This is a genomic window from Streptomyces cathayae, assembly GCF_029760955.1.
GTDB classification, from domain to species: domain Bacteria; phylum Actinomycetota; class Actinomycetes; order Streptomycetales; family Streptomycetaceae; genus Streptomyces; species Streptomyces cathayae.
In genome coordinates, this window is the sequence record NZ_CP121682.1 from 1,458,696 (window position 1) to 1,477,100 (window position 18,405).

The 18,405-nt window shown below is 73.4% G+C and carries 14 protein-coding genes and 1 pseudogene; 7 read left to right on the forward strand and 8 right to left on the reverse strand.

Translation table 11 applies throughout. From position 1 onward, the window contains the following. Positions 1–26: 26 nt before the first annotated feature. From PYS65_RS06680 to PYS65_RS06700, 5 genes are all read right to left on the reverse strand, one after another. Positions 27–2,171, reverse strand: coding sequence for an SWIM zinc finger family protein (locus PYS65_RS06680; protein ID WP_279332858.1), 2,145 nt, complete (start codon positions 2,169–2,171; stop codon positions 27–29). Continuing rightward, positions 2,168–5,059, reverse strand: a complete 2,892-nt coding sequence (locus PYS65_RS06685) for a DEAD/DEAH box helicase (RefSeq protein WP_279337881.1) — start codon at positions 5,057–5,059, stop codon at positions 2,168–2,170. Before PYS65_RS06685 ends, PYS65_RS06680 begins: the two co-directional genes overlap by 4 nt. A gap of 258 nt (positions 5,060–5,317) precedes the next feature. Next, complete coding sequence (locus PYS65_RS06690) at positions 5,318–5,896, reverse strand: sugar kinase (RefSeq protein WP_279332859.1); 579 nt, start codon at positions 5,894–5,896, stop codon at positions 5,318–5,320. Continuing rightward, positions 5,893–7,068: an ROK family glucokinase gene (locus PYS65_RS06695; RefSeq protein ID WP_279332860.1), complete on the reverse strand. Its 1,176-nt coding sequence runs from the start codon at positions 7,066–7,068 to the stop codon at positions 5,893–5,895. The genes PYS65_RS06690 and PYS65_RS06695 overlap by 4 nt, the downstream gene beginning before the upstream one ends. 254 nt (positions 7,069–7,322) lie before the next feature. Beyond that, positions 7,323–8,060: a GntR family transcriptional regulator gene (locus PYS65_RS06700; RefSeq protein ID WP_279337882.1), complete on the reverse strand. Its 738-nt coding sequence runs from the start codon at positions 8,058–8,060 to the stop codon at positions 7,323–7,325. Positions 8,061–8,188: 128 nt separating this feature from the next. On the opposite strand from PYS65_RS06700, the gene PYS65_RS06705 reads away from it, so the two are divergent. From PYS65_RS06705 to PYS65_RS35115, 3 genes and pseudogenes are all read left to right on the forward strand, one after another. Further along, complete coding sequence (locus PYS65_RS06705; RefSeq protein WP_279332862.1) at positions 8,189–9,211, forward strand: Gfo/Idh/MocA family protein; 1,023 nt, start codon at positions 8,189–8,191, stop codon at positions 9,209–9,211. A 184-nt stretch (positions 9,212–9,395) separates the two neighbouring features. Continuing rightward, positions 9,396–10,256: a Cof-type HAD-IIB family hydrolase gene (locus PYS65_RS06710; RefSeq protein WP_279332863.1), complete on the forward strand. Its 861-nt coding sequence runs from the start codon at positions 9,396–9,398 to the stop codon at positions 10,254–10,256. A gap of 98 nt (positions 10,257–10,354) precedes the next feature. Then, a pseudogene (locus PYS65_RS35115) lies at positions 10,355–10,438 on the forward strand (oxidoreductase); the annotation flags it as partial. 88 nt (positions 10,439–10,526) lie between these two features. Here PYS65_RS35115 and alc read toward each other — a convergent pair. Both alc and allB read right to left on the reverse strand, forming a co-directional pair. Further along, positions 10,527–11,690, reverse strand: a complete 1,164-nt coding sequence (alc, locus tag PYS65_RS06715) for an allantoicase (RefSeq protein ID WP_279332864.1) — start codon at positions 11,688–11,690, stop codon at positions 10,527–10,529. 81 nt (positions 11,691–11,771) lie between these two features. Further along, positions 11,772–13,112 (reverse strand): allantoinase AllB, encoded by a 1,341-nt coding sequence (gene allB / locus PYS65_RS06720; protein WP_279332865.1) that lies wholly within the window; start codon positions 13,110–13,112, stop codon positions 11,772–11,774. 257 nt (positions 13,113–13,369) lie between these two features. On the opposite strand from allB, the gene PYS65_RS06725 reads away from it, so the two are divergent. Further along, positions 13,370–14,176, forward strand: a complete 807-nt coding sequence (locus PYS65_RS06725) for an IclR family transcriptional regulator (protein ID WP_279332866.1) — start codon at positions 13,370–13,372, stop codon at positions 14,174–14,176. A 122-nt stretch (positions 14,177–14,298) separates the two neighbouring features. On the opposite strand, the gene PYS65_RS06730 is transcribed toward PYS65_RS06725, so the two are convergent. Next, on the reverse strand, positions 14,299–14,559 hold the full coding sequence (locus PYS65_RS06730) for a DUF5955 family protein (protein ID WP_279332867.1): 261 nt from the start codon (positions 14,557–14,559) through the stop codon (positions 14,299–14,301). Positions 14,560–14,836: 277 nt separating this feature from the next. Here PYS65_RS06730 and PYS65_RS06735 point away from each other — a divergent pair, with 277 nt between their 5' ends. The 3 genes from PYS65_RS06735 (at position 14,837) to PYS65_RS06745 (ending at position 18,308) form a co-directional block, all read left to right on the forward strand. Then, positions 14,837–15,481, forward strand: a complete 645-nt coding sequence (locus tag PYS65_RS06735) for a nucleotidyltransferase family protein (protein ID WP_279332868.1) — start codon at positions 14,837–14,839, stop codon at positions 15,479–15,481. A gap of 171 nt (positions 15,482–15,652) precedes the next feature. Then, on the forward strand, positions 15,653–17,278 hold the full coding sequence (aceB, locus tag PYS65_RS06740) for a malate synthase A (protein WP_279332869.1): 1,626 nt from the start codon (positions 15,653–15,655) through the stop codon (positions 17,276–17,278). A gap of 124 nt (positions 17,279–17,402) precedes the next feature. Continuing rightward, on the forward strand, positions 17,403–18,308 hold the full coding sequence (locus PYS65_RS06745; RefSeq protein ID WP_279332870.1) for a LysR family transcriptional regulator: 906 nt from the start codon (positions 17,403–17,405) through the stop codon (positions 18,306–18,308). Positions 18,309–18,405 lie beyond the last annotated feature (97 nt).

The following is an 18,405-nucleotide window of genomic DNA, read 5'->3' on the forward strand; positions in this document are numbered from 1 at the left end:
TGCCGACGGTCCGGAAGCGGGGCCGGTCATCGGATGTCCGGGCTGTCCAGGGCGTCCAGGGCGTCCAGGCCGGTGAGGGCGCCGACGGGGTCCGGGTCGGGGGTGCCGCGGGGCCACCAGTCGTCGTGGCCCGGTTCGGACTCGTACGCGTACCAGAGGTGGTCCCGGCCGAGGCGGAGCTGGACGTGTCCGCGGGGGTGGGTGAGGTGGTTGCGCCAGGGACGGAAGGCGGGCAGGTCGGCGGCGAGGAGCAGTGGGCGGGCGCGGTCGAAGCGGCCGGCCGGCGGGTCCCAGGGGTCCTCCAGTGCGTCGAGTCCCGTCGGACCGCCCTGGCGCCACGCGGCGACCGCGCGCGCCAGCTCGGCCGGGGTGCGCCCGGCCGCTCGGGCGAGCGAGGAGTACAGCGCGCGGGTGGCCGCGGTGAGCCCGGAGCCGGGGCGGGCGGCCGCCAGCCGTACCGCGTCCTGCCACAGCGTGAGCCCGCCGACGGGGTCGCGGCCGGTGGTGAGCAGGGCGTGCGCGCGGGCGGCGGCGTCGGTGGCGAGCTGGTCGAGCGCGAACGGGTCCGGGCCGCCGGGGGACGCGGGGTACACGGGCGGCTGCTCGGGGTGCGGGGGCGGGGGCAGCGGGGCCGGAAGCGGCGGGAGGCAGCGGCGGGCGACGGCCTCACCGGCCCGCACTCCGGGGAGGGACTCCGGTTCCCTGCCCCGGGTGGCGCGGGCCGCGCGGGCCGCGCTGCGCCGGGACAGGGCCTCGATCACCTGGTGCTCGCCCCGGCCGCGCAGCAGGAGCAGCACGAACGGGTCGGCGTCGAGCAGCCGGGCGGTCTGGTAGCAGAGGGCGGCGGCGTGCTTGCAGGGGTGCCCGGAGTCGGGGCAGCTGCACTGCGGTTCGAGGTCCCCGGGACGGGGGAGCAGCGGGGCCCCGCAGTCGGCGAGGGACTGGGGCAGCTCTTTTTCCAGCAGGGCCGCGATGTCGCCGGGCCGGTCGGCGGCGGTGTCCAGGAAGCGCTCCCAGTCGGCGTCCCCGAAGGTGCGCAGCCGCACCTGCACCCGGTACGGGCGGGGGCGGCTCCCCTGGACGTAGGCGAGGACGAGCCCGGGGGTGACGGTGACGGCGTCGACGTGTCCCCGCTCCGCGTACCGGCGTCCGCGGGCCAGCCGCGCGGTGTCCAGCGCGCCCTCCTCCAGCGCCGTGACCCACGCGTTGCCCCACCAGGTCTCGGCGAACCCCGGTCCGGCCGAGGCGCCGGGCGGGAACGCGGGGAAGGTGCGGCGCAGCTCGCCGTCGCGGGCGGGGGCGGCCATGGAGCGGGGGGTGTGCGACGGCGGGGAGGCGGAGGGGGTGGAAGAAGCCGGGGGCGCCGGGAGGGTCGGGGGTTCGGGGCGGGCCGGGGGTTCGGGGCGGGTTCCGTCGGGCTTCGGGGCCGGTTCGTCCGCCTCGGGGGGTGAGGGGAGGGCGCCGGTGAGCAGTTCCCGTACCTGGTGCGCTCCTCCGCCCGCTGCTCGCTCACCCGGCCGGGCGCTCTCGGCGCGGTCGCCCCGGGTGGTGCGCGGGACCCGGGGAACGGTGCCCGACGGTAGGCTCCCGGCACGCCGCACGGCGGTCTCCCGGTCGCCTGTTTCCCGCACACCGGTTTCCCGGTCGTCGGTCTCCCGGTCGGTTGTCTCCGTGTGTGCGCGCAGCGCTTCCTCCCGGGCCGAACGCAGGGCCTCCCGCGCGATGTCACCGGGACGTCGGCCGGACCGGTCCGGCGGATCCGGCGTGATCGGCCGGTCCGGCGCGATCGGCCGGTTCCGGGGGGCTGCGGCTGCCGACGGTGCGGTGGTGTCCGTACCCTCGTCGCCCTCGTCGCCCTTCTCTGCTCCTGTGCCCCTCTCCCCCGACGCGTCCGCGGGCCCGGTCGCTTCGGGGTGTCCCGTTCCCGCCGCGCGTCGGGCGAGCACCGCCCTGCGCAGGGCGTCGCGGGCCACGTCACCCGGGCGCTGCTCCCGGTCCGCGGCCTGCCCGCGCGCCCCGGTGCCCGGGTCCGGGTCGGGCGCGGCGGCGGGCGCGGGGTGCCGGTCCGGGGTGCCGGTGTCCGCCGGTGCGGTGTCCGCCGGTTCGGCGTTCGCGCGCCGGCGGGCCGCCCGCAGGGCCTCCCGCGCCTGGTCGGACGGGCGGGGCGTCATGACGTCCTCCGCAGGGAGACCAGATCGGACAGTTCGCGGTCGGAGAGTTCCGTGAGCGCCGACTCGCCGGAGCCGAGGATCGCGTCGGCGAGGGCCCGCTTGGCCTCCAGCATCTCGGCGATACGGTCCTCGATCGTGCCCTCGGTGATGAGGCGGTGGACCTGGACCGGCTGGGTCTGGCCGATGCGGTAGGCGCGGTCGGTGGCCTGCTCCTCGACCGCCGGGTTCCACCAGCGGTCGAAGTGGACGACATGGCCCGCGCGGGTGAGGTTCAGGCCGGTGCCCGCCGCCTTCAGGGAGAGGACCAGGACGGGGGTCGTACCGCTCTGGAAGCGGTCCACCATGCGCTCCCGCTCCGGTACCGGCGTACCTCCGTGGAGGAGCTCGACCGGGACCGCGCGCCCGGTCAGATGCGCGGTGATCAGCCGGGCCATGCCGACGTACTGCGTGAAGACCAGGGCCGATCCGTCCTCGGCGAGCAGGGTGTCCAGCAGTTCGTCCAGCAGGGCCAGTTTGCCCGAGCGGGCCGCCATGCGGTCGCCGCCGGCCCGTGCGTGCTCGTCCTTGAGGTAGAGCGCCGGGTGGTCGCAGATCTGTTTGAGCGCGGTCAGCAGCTTCAGCACCAGACCGCGGCGGCCCATGCCCTGGGCGGTCTCGATGGCGAGCATCGACTCGCGCACCACCGCCTCGTAGAGCGCGGCCTGTTCCCGGGTGAGCGGGACCGGGTGGTCCGTCTCGGTCTTCGGCGGCAGTTCGGGGACGATGCCCGGGTCGGACTTCCTGCGCCGCAGGAGGAAGGGCCGCACCAGGCGGGAGAGGCGCTCGACGGCCTGCTCGTCCTCGCCGTTCTCCACCGCGCGGGCGTGCCGGGCGCGGAAGGACTTCAGCGGGCCGAGGAGCCCGGGGGTCGTCCAGTCGAGGAGGGCCCACAGCTCGGAGAGGTTGTTCTCGACGGGGGTGCCGGTGAGCGCCACGCGCGCCGGGGACGGAATGGTGCGCAGCGCCCTGGCCGTGGCCGAGTGCGGGTTCTTGACGTGCTGGGCCTCGTCGGCGACGACCATGCCCCAGCGCTGTGCGGCCAGTGTCGGGGCGGCCGAGCGCATGGTGCCGTAGGTGGTGAGGACGAAGCCCCCGGCCAGGTCGTCCAGGGTGCGGTCCGGGCCGTGGAAGCGGCGCACGGGGACGCCGGGCGCGAACCGGGTGATCTCCCGCTGCCAGTTGCCGAGCAGGGAGGCCGGGCAGACGACCAGTGTCGGCTCGGTGCGGGCCCGCTTCAGATGCAGCGCGATGAGGGTGATCGTCTTGCCCAGGCCCATGTCGTCGGCGAGGCAGCCGCCGAGGCCGAGCGAGGTCATGAGGTCGAGCCAGGCCAGGCCGCGCAGCTGGTAGTCGCGCAGGGTGGCGTCGAGTCCGGGCGGCGGGTCGGCGGGCCGCACGCCGGCGGTGAGGCGGTCGCGGAGTACCGCCAGGGCGCCGACCGGGACCGCCTCGACGGTCTCGCCGTCGGCCTCCGCGGTGCCGGTGAGGGCGATGGACAGCGCGTCGACGGGGTCGAGCAGGCCCAATTCCCGTGTGCGGGCCTTGCGGACGAGGGCCGGGTCGACCAGTACCCACTGGTCGCGCAGCCGGACGACCGGGCGGTGGGCCTCGGCCAGGGCGTCCATCTCGGCCTCGGTGAGCGGATCGCCGCCGAGCGCGAGCTGCCAGCCGAACCGCAGCAGGTCCTCGCTCTCGAAGAAACCGCTCCCGTCGGTCGCCGCACCGGGGGCCGACCGGACCACCGCCGTCGCGGTCAGGTCCTGGGCGAGGTCCCTGGGCCAGTGCACGGCGACACCGGCCGCCGCGAGCCGGGTCGCGGCCACGCCGAGCAGATCGTTCACCTCGTCCTCCGACAGGGCCAGCACGTCGGGTACGTCCTGGTCGGAGAGCCGGTCCAGCGGGGCCCAGACACGGGCCGCCCGGCGGACGGCGAGGGCCGCGTCCACCCGCGCGCGGGGGCCGAACGCACGGTCCGCCGTACCCGCCCACAGGGCCGCCGCGTCGGCGACGAGGGTGGGGTCGGCGAGGCTGTGCACCTGGACGATCGCCGCACCGGCCGCGCGCGCGCCGTCGCCGGCCGCGCTCCGGTCGGCGCCGTCGAACAGGTCGAACGCCGAGAGGTCGAGGCGGAGCGAGACGCGCACCCCGGCGTCCATGCCGGCGGCGACCTCGGCGGCCCAGTCGTGGGCGCCGGGCAGCCGCTGGGCCTTTCGCGCGGCGAACGGCAGCCCCGAGGCGTACGGCGCGGCGGGGGTGCGGGGCAGGGTGTCCGCGACCGCGTCGAGGAAGGCGCGGACGAGTGCTCCCGGCTCCGGCAGCCGCAGCGGGCCGGAGCCGGGCAGCGGGACCGCGTGCCCCTCGAACGGCAGGGCCGCGGCCACCGCGCGCAGGTGCGCCACGTCGTCGGGGTCGAGCGGGCCGGCCCGCCAGGCGTCGTGACCGGTGGGCGTCAGACCGGGCAGCAGCCGGCCGCGGGCGGTGAGCCGCAGCGCGTGCAGGGCGGCGGCGCCCCAGCAGGCGGTGGCGGGATGGGCGGCGGGGTCGTGCCGGGCGCGGACCAGCAGGGGCAGGGCCTGGTCGAGGGACAGGAAGTGGGCGCCGACCGTCCGCCGCCGCACCCCGGCGCCGTGCGGGTGGGTGACGGTGAGCCGGGCACGCGGGGCGGGCTCCGGCCCGGGGGCGGTCAGCACCATGGGGTCCGCGGGACCCGTGGGACCCGTGGGACCCGTGGAGTCGACGGGCTCGACGGGGTCGCCCTCGGGGTCGTAGAAGGCGATCCGTCCGTCGCGCGGAAGGGGTGCGGGCAGGAACACCGCGGCGAGCCCGACAGAGATCTCCGCCGGCTCCATCGCCTCTGCGCCCACAGCACTCTCGGCGCCCACAGCACTCTCGGCGATCCCTGCGCTCTCCGCCCCGGCCGTGCGCCGCTCGGCCGTCACGGTCGTCCCCTCGCCCATCCGTCCTGCCACCTCCCGCCCGCTCCTGCCCGCTCCGCCCGCGTGGTCACCTCGACCGTCCTCGACTCTACGGACGGGCACTGACAATCCGTCCCGGCGCCCTGACCGGGCCGGCCGGGGCGAGGGGGGAGCGAGGGAGCGGCGGTGGGGTCAGGGAACCGTCCGGGAGACGACGTACACCTTGGGAAAGCCCGGCTTGCCGTGGTTGACGACGACATCGTGGGTCGGCGCGGGCTCCTTCTGCTCGTTGACGAGCCCGTACCACAGGCCGGGGCGGTCGAACTTCCAGCCGGTGACCTCCCGGTCGCGGTCGCCGATGGTGATCTCGTCCCGCTTCAGTTCGTCCTGCTGCACCCCCATGCTGGTGAGGAACGCGCTCAGGCCGGCGTCGGTGGTCTCGAACTCGACGTAGAGACGGCTGGTCTTCCAGTTGTTGGTCTCGTAGGAGGCCACCCACCAGGCAGGGTGCGGGACCGGCACCTGGTAGAGGCGGCGCTGCAGCTTCGTCGGCCAGCCCTGGGTCAGGCTGTTGGCCGAGTACCTCGCCTCCTTGTCCTTGCCGCTCGCGCGGCTCTGGTTCGCGGAGATCACCAGGTACCCGGCCGGGACGCCGATGAGCAGCACGATGGTCAGCAGGGTGAGCGCCCTGCGGCGGATCATGTGCCGGCGGTCCTCGGGCGGCCGGGGCCTGCCGGGGAAGCGGGTCTGCGGGAGGAGATCACCCGTCACAGCGTCTCCTGGGGGGTCCGGCGGACCTCCGCGTACCGCTCGTACCGCTCGACCCGGCGGCGCTTGGCGCGGCGGAAGCGGCGGGCGACCAGGCGGGCGAGGTCGGCGGCGCCCACCATGCCGGCCTCGGGACCGAGCTGGGCGCGGACGATACGGGCCTCGGGGCGGTAGCCGCGGCCGGTGAGGTGGCGCTTGAAGGCGTCCCGCGCGGGGCCGATCAGCAGGTCGTCGGCGGCCGAGACCCCGCCGCCGATGACGAAGCAGGAGGGGTCGAGGGCGGCGGCGAGATTGGCGATGCCGACGCCGAGCCACTGGCCGATGTCCTGGAGGAGCTCGATACACATGGCGTCGCCCTCGCGGGCCAGCTCGGTGATCATCGGGCCGCTGATCTCGGCGATGTTCCCTTTGACGTGCTCGATGATCCCGTAGGCGACCGGCGAGTCGGCGGCGGCCAGTTCGCGCGCCTCCCGGACCAGTGCGTTGCCGGAGCTGTACTGCTCCCAGCAGCCGCGGTTGCCGCAGGGACAGCGGTGGCCGCCGGGGACGACCTGCATGTGGCCGAACTCGCCGGCGACGCCGTACTTGCCGCGTTTGACCTGGCCGTCCTCGAGGATCGCGCCGCCGATGCCGGTACCCAACGTGATCATCACGAGGTGGTCCTCGTCACGCCCGGCGCCGAAGCGCCACTCGGCCCAGGCGGCGGAGTTGGCGTCGTTGTCGACCAGGACGGGGACGGCGAGGCGTCCGGCGAGCCGGTCGCGCAGCGGTTCGTTGCGCCACGACAGGTGCGGGGCGAACAGCACGCGGTTGCGGTCGGCGTCGACCCAGCCGGCCGCGCCGATGCCGACCGCGTGCACGTCGTGCCGGTCGGACAGGTCCAGCACCAGTTCGACGATGGTGTCCTCGACGACTCTCGGGCTCTTCGACTTGTCCGGGGTCTCGGTGCGGAGCCGCTCCAGAATGTTGCCGTCGGCGTCGACGACGCCCGCCATCACTTTCGTACCGCCGATGTCGATGCCGACGGTCGGTACGCGCGGTGCCGACAGGTGGGAGCGGCGTTCCCGGGTGCCGACCGTGCGGAGCACGGGTGCACGGCGGGAGCCGACGGGGGCTGTGCCCGCCCGAGTGGAACTCAGCGCCCTGGGCAGTGTGAGGTCGCGGTAGGTGCTCATTGCCGCCGATTCTGCCTCACGGTGACCCCGGGGAGCGTACCCGGGAGCAAAGGCATCGCGTGACGCCCGCCGCTCCCGGGACGCCCACGGCGGCCTCCTGCCGCCCGCCGGCGGCCCCATAACCGGAGCAACGCCCCCCTCCGCACCCGACCCCGGAGCCGGTCACATTGTCCGGACAATGTGAGGAAGGTCGGCTCACGTCACCCGGCGTTCACCGGGACGCCCGTACCCGCTCACCCCGGCTCGCACCGGCATCACGGTCGTACCAGCAGCTGGAACTCGAACGAGTAGCGGCCGGGCCGGTAGATGTGGGTGCCGAACTCCACGGCGCGTCCGGTGTCGTCGAAGGTCACGCGCTCCATGGTGAGCAGCGGGGCGCCCGTCTCCTCGCCGAGCCGCTCGGCCTCGACGGCACCGGCGGCGCGGGCGCCGATGGTCTGGCGGGCGCTGTGCAGGGTGATTCCGGCGGCCCGCATCAGCCGGTACAGGCCGGTGGCCTCCAACTGCCCGGTGTCCAGGTCGAGCAGCCCGGGCGGCAGGTAGTTGCACAGGTACGCGATCGGCTCGCCGTGCGCGAGCCGCAACCGCTCGATCCGGTGCACCTCGCCCGCCTCGGCCACCCCGAGGGCCGCGGCGATCTCGGCGGACGCGGGGACGACCGTGTTGACCAGGACCTTCGTGGCCGGGCGCTGGCCCGCCGACTCCAGGTCGTCGTAGAGGCTGCTGAGCTCCAGGGGGCGCTTGACCTGGCTGTGCACCACCTGGGTGCCCACCCCCCGCCGCCGCACGAGCAGTCCCTTGTCGACGAGGGACTGGATGGCCTGACGGACCGTCGGCCGGGACAGGCCGAGCCGGCCGGCGAGCTCGATCTCGTTGCCCAGCAGGCTCCCGGGGGTCAGCCTGCCGTGCTCGATGGCGGCCTCCAGCTGCTGGGCGAGCTGGAAGTACAGCGGGACGGGGGAGCCGCGGTCCACGCTCAGCTCCAGCTGCACGGTCGGGTCCACTCCTGGTTTCGGCACGGGCCGAGCGTAGTACCACGCATGGTTGACGGGAAGTCGTGTAGTTCGGTTGTCCGGACATGTGAATTGACAGGGAGGGGCGCGGGCCGCAGTTTGTTCCCATGCGCATCGGGGTCATCGGTACGGGCCGTATCGGCACTATTCACGCCCACACACTCAGCAGGCACCGCGACGTCGGTTCCCTGATCCTCACGGACGCGGAACCGGCTCGGGCCCAGGCACTCGCCCAGCGGCTCGGCGAGACGGCGGCGCCCGGGGTGGACGAGATCTACACCTGGGGGGTGGACGCCCTGGTGATCACGACGGCCACGTCCGCCCACGCCGAACTCATCGGCCGGGCGGCCCGTTCGGGGCTGCCGGTGTTCTGCGAGAAGCCCATCGCCCTGGATCTGGCCGGGACGTTACAGGCGGTCACGGAGGTCGAGGCAGCCGGGACCGTGCTCCAGATGGGTTTCCAGCGCCGGTTCGACCCGGGCTACCTGGGCGCGCGCGAGGCCGTGCGCTCGGGACGGCTGGGCCGGCTGCACACCGTACGGGCCATGAGCAGCGACCCGGAACCGCCGCCCGCCGGGTATCTGCCGCAGTCCGGCGGTCTGTACCGGGACACCCTGATCCACGACTTCGACCTCGTGCGCTGGGTGACCGGCCGGGAGGTCACGGACGTCCACGCCACCGGCTCCGACGCCGGTCCGGCCATGTTCCGCGAGGCGGGCGACGTGGACACCGGCGCGGCGCTCCTCACCCTCGACGACGGCACGCTCGCCGCCCTCACCGCGACGCGGATGAACGGGGCGGGCTACGACGTGCGCATGGAGCTGGCCGGGGAGCGGGACCAGATCGTGGTCGGCCTCGACGAGCGCACGCCGATCGCGTCCACCGAGCCGACCGGACCGCCGGCCGCGGACAAGCCGTGGACCGGGTTCGTGGAGCGTTTCGGGCCTGCGTACGAGGCGGAACTGATCGCGTTCGTCGAGGTGGTGCGGGGTGAGCGGGCCAACCCCTGCGACGGGCGCGAGGCCCTGCAGGCGCTGCGCGTCGCGGAGGCGTGCGAGGTGTCCCGGCGGGAGCGCAGAGCGGTACGGCTGATGGAGATCGCGGGCGGGCCGGCCTCGCCCTTCGGCTGAGGTCCAAGAGCCCCTGGGTGTGCTGACGCCCCTCCCCGGTGCGCACGCGGCGGCCGGAAGACCGGACCGCCGCGTGCGCGCCAGGGAGCGTCGGCCGCCCCGACAGGTTGGGCAAGGGTCCTTACTAGAATGGGTGCACGGCCCCGCCGAAACCGTCCCCGAAGATGCAGAACAGGACCCGTCCATGACCGCGCCCACCGCGTCCGCCGACCTCCCCCACCTGCCCGGTGCGCCGGTCGACATCAGGCTCGTCGTCACCGACATGGACGGCACCCTCCTGGACGACGCCGGGAATCCGCCGCGGCGGCTGCGCCGGACGGTGGCGCGGCTGCGCGAGCGCGGGGTGCTGTTCAGCCCGGCGAGCGGCCGCCAGTACGCCACCCTCGCCCGCCTGTTCGAGGGCTTCGACGACGGCATGGTCTTCATCGCGGAGAACGGCACCCAGGTGGTCCGCGACGGCGTCGAACTGGCCTCCGACCCGCTGGCCCCCGCCGTCGCCGCCCGGCTCGTCAGGACGGTGCGCCGACTCGCGGACGACGGCACGGACGTCGGTGTCGTCGTCTGCGGCAAGCGCCACGCCTACACCGAGCGCACCGACGCGGCCTTCCTCGCCAAGGTCGAGCAGTACTACGTCGCCCACCGGAACGTCGCGGACGCCACCGCCGTCGACGACGAGATCAACAAGATCGCGATATTCGGTTTCGCCCCCGCGGCCCGCACCATCGCACCGGCCCTGACCGAGTTCACCTCCACCCACCGGGTCGTCGTCTCCAGCGAGCACTGGGTCGACGTGATGAACCGGACCGCCGACAAGGGCACCGCCCTGCGCCGCGTCCAGCGTGAGCTGGGCATCACCCCGGCCCAGACGCTGGTGTTCGGCGACTACCTCAACGACCTGGAGATGCTCGACGCCGCCGAGTGGTCCTTCGCCATGGCCAACGCACACCCCGACGTCCTGGCCCGCGCCCGCCACGTCGCCCCGTCCAACAACGAGGACGGCGTCCTGCGCACGATCGAACGACTGCTCGCCCTGCCCGGCGAGTGACGCGGCACTGCACGTCGGGACTCCCGGACGTCCTCCGGGCAGAGCGGCCGACGCCGGAGGCGGCCTCGACACCGGTCCTCTCGACAAGGTGGCGCCGGCTCACCGGCGGCAGCCGGGACAGCGGCGCGGCGACGGGGCTGCGGCTCGCCCGGGAGGGCTCGGACTCGGCCGTCACCGGCGTGGAGTTCCCGGTGAACGGCGGCCACTCGGCGTGACAGACGTGATGTGCTGACCCGCCGCAACCCGGCGAGCCGCGTCGGGTCTCGGCGGTCAGTCGGCCGGTTCCCGGTGGCGGGCGGCCAGGGCGGTCGCGCCCTGTTCGGTCAGCGAGCCGAACAGGCGCAGCCGGGAGATGCCGCCGTCGGGGAAGACGTCCACGCGCGCGTGCGTACCGATCACCGGGGCGGGGAGGACGAAGCGGTGCTCGGTGTCGGGCTGGAGGCGGGTACGGGGCAGGATCTCCCGCCAGCCGTCGGCCCCGCTTGTTCCCGCTCCCTCGGCCGCGCCGCCCTCGGCGTCCCGTACCGACACCGAGGCCCAGCCGGCGCTGTTCCCCTTCAGGTACGCCGTGTCGATCTCGAGGGCGCGGATCAGCGCCTGGCCGGTGAGCCGGTAGCGGATCCAGTCGTGGCCCCGGTCCCGGCGGCGCCGGGTCTCCCAGCCGTCGTCCATTTTGCGGGAGCGGCCGGGCCGGATGGTGTTCGCGGCCGGTGAGTAGAAGCGGTCGGACGCGTCCTCGACCCGGCCGCCGTTCTCCAGGGCGACGACGTCGAAGGTGCCCAGGGCCTCCAGCCACCCGGGGTCCGGGACGACGTCGCCGTACACGCGCAGGCGCGCGATGCCGCCGTCGGGGTACTGGGACAGCCGCAGGTGGGTGAGGCGCCGCCCGGCCGGGACGGCGAAGCCGTTGGCGGCGTGGCCGCCCACCGGGGTGCGCGGGAGCAGCGTCGTCCACCGCACCCCGTCCGAGAGCAGTTCCTTCGGTGCCGGGGAACCGGACACCGAGGCGCCCTCGACCGACACGGCCTGGGGGTGGTTGCCGCGGAAGTGGGCGGTGTCGACGACGATGCCGCGGACGACTCCGGGTGCGCCGAGGCGGATCAGCGCCCAGTCGTGGTCCTCGGCCGCCGGCCAGGGCTGCCCGGCGGAGGGGCCGCGGCGGCGCCGGGTCTCCCAGCCGTCCATGATCTTGCCCTTGTGCCCGAAGTGCTCCGGGTCGAACAGGGGGCGCTCGGGCAGCAGCAGGTTCTCGCGCTGGGCGAAGAACTCGTCGTTGGCGGCGACGACACCGGCGCCGAGCCGGCGGTCGGCGAGATCGGTGAGGCCGGCGAAGGGGAAGTCGGCGGTGCGGTAGTCCGCGTACGGGTCACCGCCGCCGTAGGGGGCCGCGGGGCCGCTGAAGCGGGGCCACGGGGAGGGGTGCTGCGCCGTCACGGTGGTCCGATCCTGCCTTTCGGGGGTGGGAAGCCAAAAGTTCGAGGTCGACCGGAATTCGACGCCGGATGGCGGCCGGCGTCAGGGGAGGCGGGTGAGCAGGCGGCCCTTCGGTGCGGTGAACTCGCCGTCGGTCATGACGCGCCGGCCGCGCAGCCAGGTGGACTTCACCACGCCGTACAGGGTCCTGCCCGCGTACGCCGTCACCGGGTTGCGGTGCTGGAGCCCTTCGGGGTCGACGGTGAAGGTCTCGTCGGGGGCGAGGACGGCGAAGTCGGCGTCGCGGCCGGGCGCGATGGCGCCCTTGCGGGTGCCGAGGCCGACCAGTTCCGCCGGGCGCGTCGACATCCAGCGCACGACGTCCTCCAGGCCGTGGCCCCGTCCGCGGGCCTCGGTCCAGACGGCGGGCAGGCTGAGCTGGAGGCCGGAGATGCCGCCCCAGGCGGTGGCGAAGTCGGCGGTCTTGAGGTCGGCGGTGGACGGGGAGTGGTCGGTGACCACGCAGTCGATGACGCCGTCCGCCAGAGCCCGCCAGAGCGGGTCCCGGTTGGCGGCTTCACGGATGGGCGGGCAGCACTTGAACTCGCTGGCGCCGTCCGGGACCTCCTCGGCGGTGAGGGTCAGGTAGTGGGGGCAGGTCTCGACGGTGACGCGTACCCCGTCGGACCTGGCCTCGGCGATCAGCGGCAGCGCGTCGCTCGAGGACAGATGCAGGATGTGCACGCGCGCGTCGAGGCGCTTGGCCTGCGCGAGGAGCAGGGCGACGGCGGTGTCCTCGGCGTCGCGCGGACGGGAGGCGAGGAAGTCGGCGTACTTCGGGCCGCCGCACCGCGGGGCGGCGGCGAGGTGGCCCGGGTCCTCGGCGTGCACGATCAGCAGCCCGTCGAGGGCGGCGATCTCCGCCAGGGTGCGGGCCAGTTGCTCCGGACCGAGGTGCGGGAACTCGTCGACGCCGGACGGCGACAGGAACGCCTTGAAGCCGAAGACCCCGGCCTCGTGCAGCGGGCGCAGGTCCAAGGCGTTGCCGGGCAGGGCGCCGCCCCAGAAGCCGACGTCGACATGGGCCCGGCTCGCGGCGGCCCGCTGCTTGGTGCGCAGATGGCCGACCGTCGTCGTCGGCGGAAGGGAGTTGAGCGGCATGTCGACGAGCGTGGTGATGCCGCCGGCCGCCGCCGCGCGGGTGGCGGTCCAGAAGCCCTCCCACTCGGTACGGCCCGGGTCGTTGACGTGCACATGGGTGTCGACCAGGCCGGGCAGCAGGACGTCGTCGCCGAGGTCCGTCAGGCGGGCCGTCCCGGGGAGGGGTGCCTCGTACGGCAGAACGGCCGTGACGGTGCCGTCGGCGACCGCGACCGACGCGGCCCGCGTTCCCTCGGGAGTGACGACGCGCGTCGAGCGCAGCACCCGTTCGGTGTCGGCCACCCGTGCCCTCCTCCCTTCCACCGGCGCGCTTCCCGGGAGTTCAACTTTCTGTTGAAGGAGTCTTCACTCCCTCTCCCGCGCCGTCAAGGGGCACACTGCCCGGACGGCGGCCGACGGCCGCTCCCTGGAAGTTTCCGGGAGACGGAATTAAACTTCCGGCAGACAGAATGCAGTAACACGCCATCAGGCGGCCCACCGGCCGCCGGGTAGGCTTCCCCCTTCCCGCAGCCCCGAGCAGCCCCGAAAGGAAACGCGCCGTGCCGACGTCCAGCGCCAGCACCAACGGCTCCGTCCGGTCCGCCTCCGGCGGCGGGGTCCAATCCCTCGAGCGCGCCTTCGACCTGCTCGAAAGGATGGCGGACGCGGGCGGCGAGGTCGGCCTCAGCGAGCTGTCGGTGAGCAGCGGGCTGCCCCTGCCGACCATCCACCGCCTGATGCGCACCCTCGTCGCCTGCGGTTATGTGCGCCAGCAGCCCAACCGCCGTTACGCGCTCGGTCCGCGCCTGATCAGGCTCGGCGAGTCCTCCTCCCGCCTGCTGGGCACCTGGGCGCGCCCCTGTCTCGCCCGCCTGGTGGAGGAGACGGGCGAGACGGCGAACATGGCACTGCTCGACGGGGACGAGGTCGTGTACGTCGCCCAGGTTCCGTCCAAGCACTCCATGCGGATGTTCACCGAGGTCGGCCGGCGCGTCCTGCCGCACTCCACCGGAGTGGGCAAGGCCCTGCTGGCCGGTTTCCCGCCGGAGGACGTACGGGCCCTGCTCGCCCGTACCGGGATGCCCGCCGCGACGGACAGGACCATCACCACGCCGGAGGGCTTCCTGGCGGCGCTCGACGAGGTGCGCCGCCGGGGCTACGCCATCGACGACAACGAGCAGGAGATCGGCGTGCGCTGCCTCGCCGTCCCGGTGCCCGACTCCCCCACCGCCGCGGCCATCTCGATCTCCGGCCCCGCAGGGCGGGTCACGGATTCGGCCACGGAGCGGATCGTGCCGGTGCTCCAGCAGGTGGCCAGGGAACTCTCCGAGGTGCTCACCGCTCCGGGCGGCGGCCCGACGGCCTGACCGACCCGGCCGCCCGATCCGGTCGGCCGATCCGGTCGGCCACCCCCCGGCAGATCCGCCGCCCCTCGACCTCAGCGCCCGCGCACGCCCCCCTTTCCGGGGGCGCTCCGCACGCCCGTTCGTCAATCCCGGGGTGACGGTCCGAACAGTTCCACCGCGTCCCGCACCTCCCGCAGCCCCGGGCCCAACGCGCTCACCGAGCCGATCGCACCGGCGATCAGCAGCAGGGAACGGCGCAACCGGGGGACCTCGGCACCGCCGTCCGCCACCAGGGCGTCCAGAGCGGCCAGCTCCTCCTCCGCAATGCTCCGATCAGAGAACTCCGCAGGATAAGCCGCGAGTCGGCGCCGCAGCCGGGACACGGCGGAGCGCAGCTCCGTCACCCGTGGATCGTCCTGACGACTGCCGCTCGCACGCCTCTGCTCCACGCTCCGCAACACGGTCCTCCCCCTCACGCACCGCTGTGCGCCTCTCCCCACCGGCCCCACGCCCCCGTCGCCGGTGCGCGCCAGTAAACGCCACCCCGTCCCCTCCGCGCCAGTCCGCTGCGTCATCGGTGCGCTCCACAGCGTGACATCGCGCCGTACGGACACCCGGCGACGGGTGCGGTATGCAGAGTCCGTGACAACACCTACGCCACCTACGCCGTCTACGCCACCCATGCCGCTCACACCGCACCGGCGGAGCCCAAACGCCGGACAGGCGGCCCCGGAGCGGGTCGTGGGACTGCTGCTCGCGGCGGGCGGCGGGCGACGGCTGGGCGGCCGCCCCAAGGCGCTGCTGACGTACCGGGGACGGCCGCTGGTGGAGCACGCCGTACGGTCCCTGCGCGAGGGCGGCTGCGAGCGCGTCCACGTGGTGCTCGGCGCGGGGGCGGACGAGGTGCGTGCGCGTGCCGCGCTGCCGGACTGCGTGCTCGTCGACAACCCCGCGTGGGAGCAGGGCATGGGCTCGTCCCTGCGGGCCGGGCTCACCTCGCTGACCGGCACGGACGCACGGGCCGCACTGGTCCTGCTGGTCGACCAGCCCGGGATCGGACCGGGGGCGGTCGCGCGGGTGCTCGGCGCACGCGCGGCGCGGGAGCCGCGGGATTCGCTCGCCTCGGCCACCTACGCCGGCGTACGCGGTCACCCGGTCCTGTTCGGGGCCGCGCACTGGGCCGGTGTCGCCGCGAGCGCGACCGGCGACCGGGGGGCACGCTCCTACCTGAAGGAGCACGCGGACCGGATCACCCTCGTCGAGTGCGGGGACGTGGCCGAGCCCTACGACATCGACACGGAGGAGGACCTGACCCGCCTCAAGTGAACTCGGGGGAAGCTCGGGTGAGGGGGACACCCGGCGCCGCTGCGGCCCGGCCCGGCCCGGCCCGCAGCACCTGGACCCGGACCACCCCGGCCTCGACAGACCATTGAACTTCCACCATGAGGAAACTACTATCCACTGCCCAGAGCGCCCGCCCGAAGGAAGTGACAGCTGATGTCCGCACCAGCGCCGTCCCCGCTGGCCATCGTCGACGCCGAACCCCTGCCCGGGCAGGAGGAGGTCCTCACCGAGGCGGCACTCGCCTTCGTGGCCGAGCTGCACCGGCGGTTCACACCCCGGCGTGACGAACTCCTCGCCCGCCGGGCGGAGCGCCGTGCCGAGATCGCCCGCACCTCCACGCTCGACTTCCTCCCGGAGACGGCCGCCGTCCGCGCGGACGACTCCTGGAGGGTGGCCCCGGCCCCCGAGGCCCTGAACGACCGGCGCGTCGAGATCACCGGCCCCACCGACCGCAAGATGACCATCAACGCCCTCAACTCGGGCGCGAAGGTCTGGCTCGCGGACTTCGAGGACGCCTCGGCGCCCACCTGGGAGAACGTGGTCCTCGGCCAGCTCAACCTGATCAACGCCTACACCCGGACCATCGACTTCACCGACGCGGTGTCCGGCAAGACCTACGCCCTGCAACCGGCCGAGGAACTGGCGACGGTCGTCATGCGCCCGCGCGGCTGGCACCTGGACGAACGGCACCTCTCCGCCCCGGACGGCACCCGGGTACCCGGCGCCCTGGTCGACTTCGGGCTGTACTTCTTCCACAACGCCCAGCGTCTCCTCGACCTCGGCAAGGGACCGTACTTCTACCTCCCGAAGACGGAGTCCCATCTGGAAGCCCGCCTGTGGAACGACGTGTTCGTCTTCGCGCAGGACCACCTGGGCATCCCACAGGGCGCCGTCCGCGCCACCGTCCTCATCGAGACGATCACGGCCGCGTACGAGATGGAGGAGATCCTCTACGAACTGCGCGAGCACGCCTCGGGTCTGAACGCGGGACGCTGGGACTACCTGTTCTCCATCGTCAAGAACTTCCGTGACGGCGGCGCCAGGTTCGTCCTCCCGGACCGCAACGCGGTCACGATGACGGCCCCGTTCATGCGGGCGTACACCGAACTCCTCGTGCGCACCTGCCACAAGCGGGGCGCGCACGCGATCGGCGGTATGGCGGCCTTCATCCCCTCCCGCCGGGACCCGGAGGTCAACAAGGTCGCGTTCGAGAAGGTCCGCGCCGACAAGGACCGCGAGGCGAACGACGGTTTCGACGGCTCCTGGGTCGCCCACCCGGACCTGGTCCCGATCGCCATGGAGTCCTTCGACCGGGTGCTGGGCGACAAGCCGAACCAGAAGGACCGGCTGCGCGAGGACGTCGACGTCAGCGCCGCCGACCTGCTCGCGATCGACTCCCTGGAGGCCAGACCGACGTACGCGGGCCTGGTCAACGCCGTCCAGGTCGGCATCCGCTACATCGAGGCCTGGCTGCGCGGCACGGGTGCGGTCGCCATCTTCAACCTGATGGAGGACGCGGCCACCGCCGAGATCTCCCGCTCCCAGATCTGGCAGTGGATCAACGCGGGTGTCGTCCTCGACAACGGCGAGCGGGTCACCGCGGAACTGACCCGCAAGGTCGCCGCCGGGGAACTGGCGAACATCCGCGCCGAGACCGGCGACGAGGCCTTCGCGGCGGGCCACTGGAAGCAGGCCCACGACCTGCTCCTGAAGGTGTCCCTCGACGAGGACTACGCCGATTTCCTCACCCTGCCGGCGTACGAGCAGCTCCAGGGCTGACGCCCACCCCCGCCCGTAGCCCCGGGAGACCCCGGGGCCACGCCATTTGACCGACCCGTCCCTCCTTCTCCGATTTCACAGGTCATGTGTTGACATTCACCTGAAGCCGTGAAATGCAGACGGCATGGATTTCCGCCAACTCGAATACTTCAGGGCCGTCGTCGAGGCCGGTTCGGTTTCACAGGCCGCCAAGAATCTGAACATGACACAGCCGCCGGTGAGTCACGCCATCGCGAAGCTGGAGCGGGAACTCGGCGTGCGCCTCCTCGAGCGGACCGCGAAGGGCGTCCACCCCACCCCGGCCGGACTCCATCTGCTGTCCAGGGGCGAGCGCCTGCTCGCCGACCGGAACCGAGTGGTCGAGACGCTGAAGTCGATGGCCGAGGGGGCGGCCGGAGATCTGCGCATCGGCGTGGAGCCCATGGTCATCAACGAAATCATCGCCGATGTCCTGGCGGAGTTCCTCGAACAGGTTCCCAGCGCGCGGGTGATTCTGACCGACGTCACTCCCGATGTGATCGTTCAACGGATCCGGACCGGCGAGCTGGACATGGGCTGCGTTCCGTTCGCCCCCGCGCAATTCGCCGGATTCGTCGCGGACGTCTGCGAATGGTCTCCCGTTATCGATATCAACATCAAGCTTGCCGTGCCGAAATATCGCGCAAAGGAACAGCACCCTGACGGAAAGGGTTGGGGACGTTGGATTCTCCCGTCCCCGATTCCCGCTTTCTCGGGCATGCCCGACGCCGCGGAGAAAGCCCTGTCGGCCGACGACTCCTTCGAAGTCATCGAGGTCTCCACACCGCAGACCGCGCTCGCTTTCGTCGCCGCGGGGCTGGGTGTCGCCCCCGCGACCGAGCGCATGGCCGGCAAGAGCGACGCGATGGCCCTTCTCGACCCCCCGCGATGGCTCAGACCCATGCAGGCGACGCTCCTGTGGAAACGCGGGGCCGAGATCACGCCGTTGATGGAGCGATGGCTGCAGGCGACGCGCACCGTCGCCGAGCACCGCCGCACGCTTGGGCGGTGAACAAGCCATACACGCGACTTTGCACCCCCCCATGGAGCCCTGTATGGAAAGAGAGGAAGAAGTCAAGAAAACAACCTGTGAACTACGGTGAATTTTA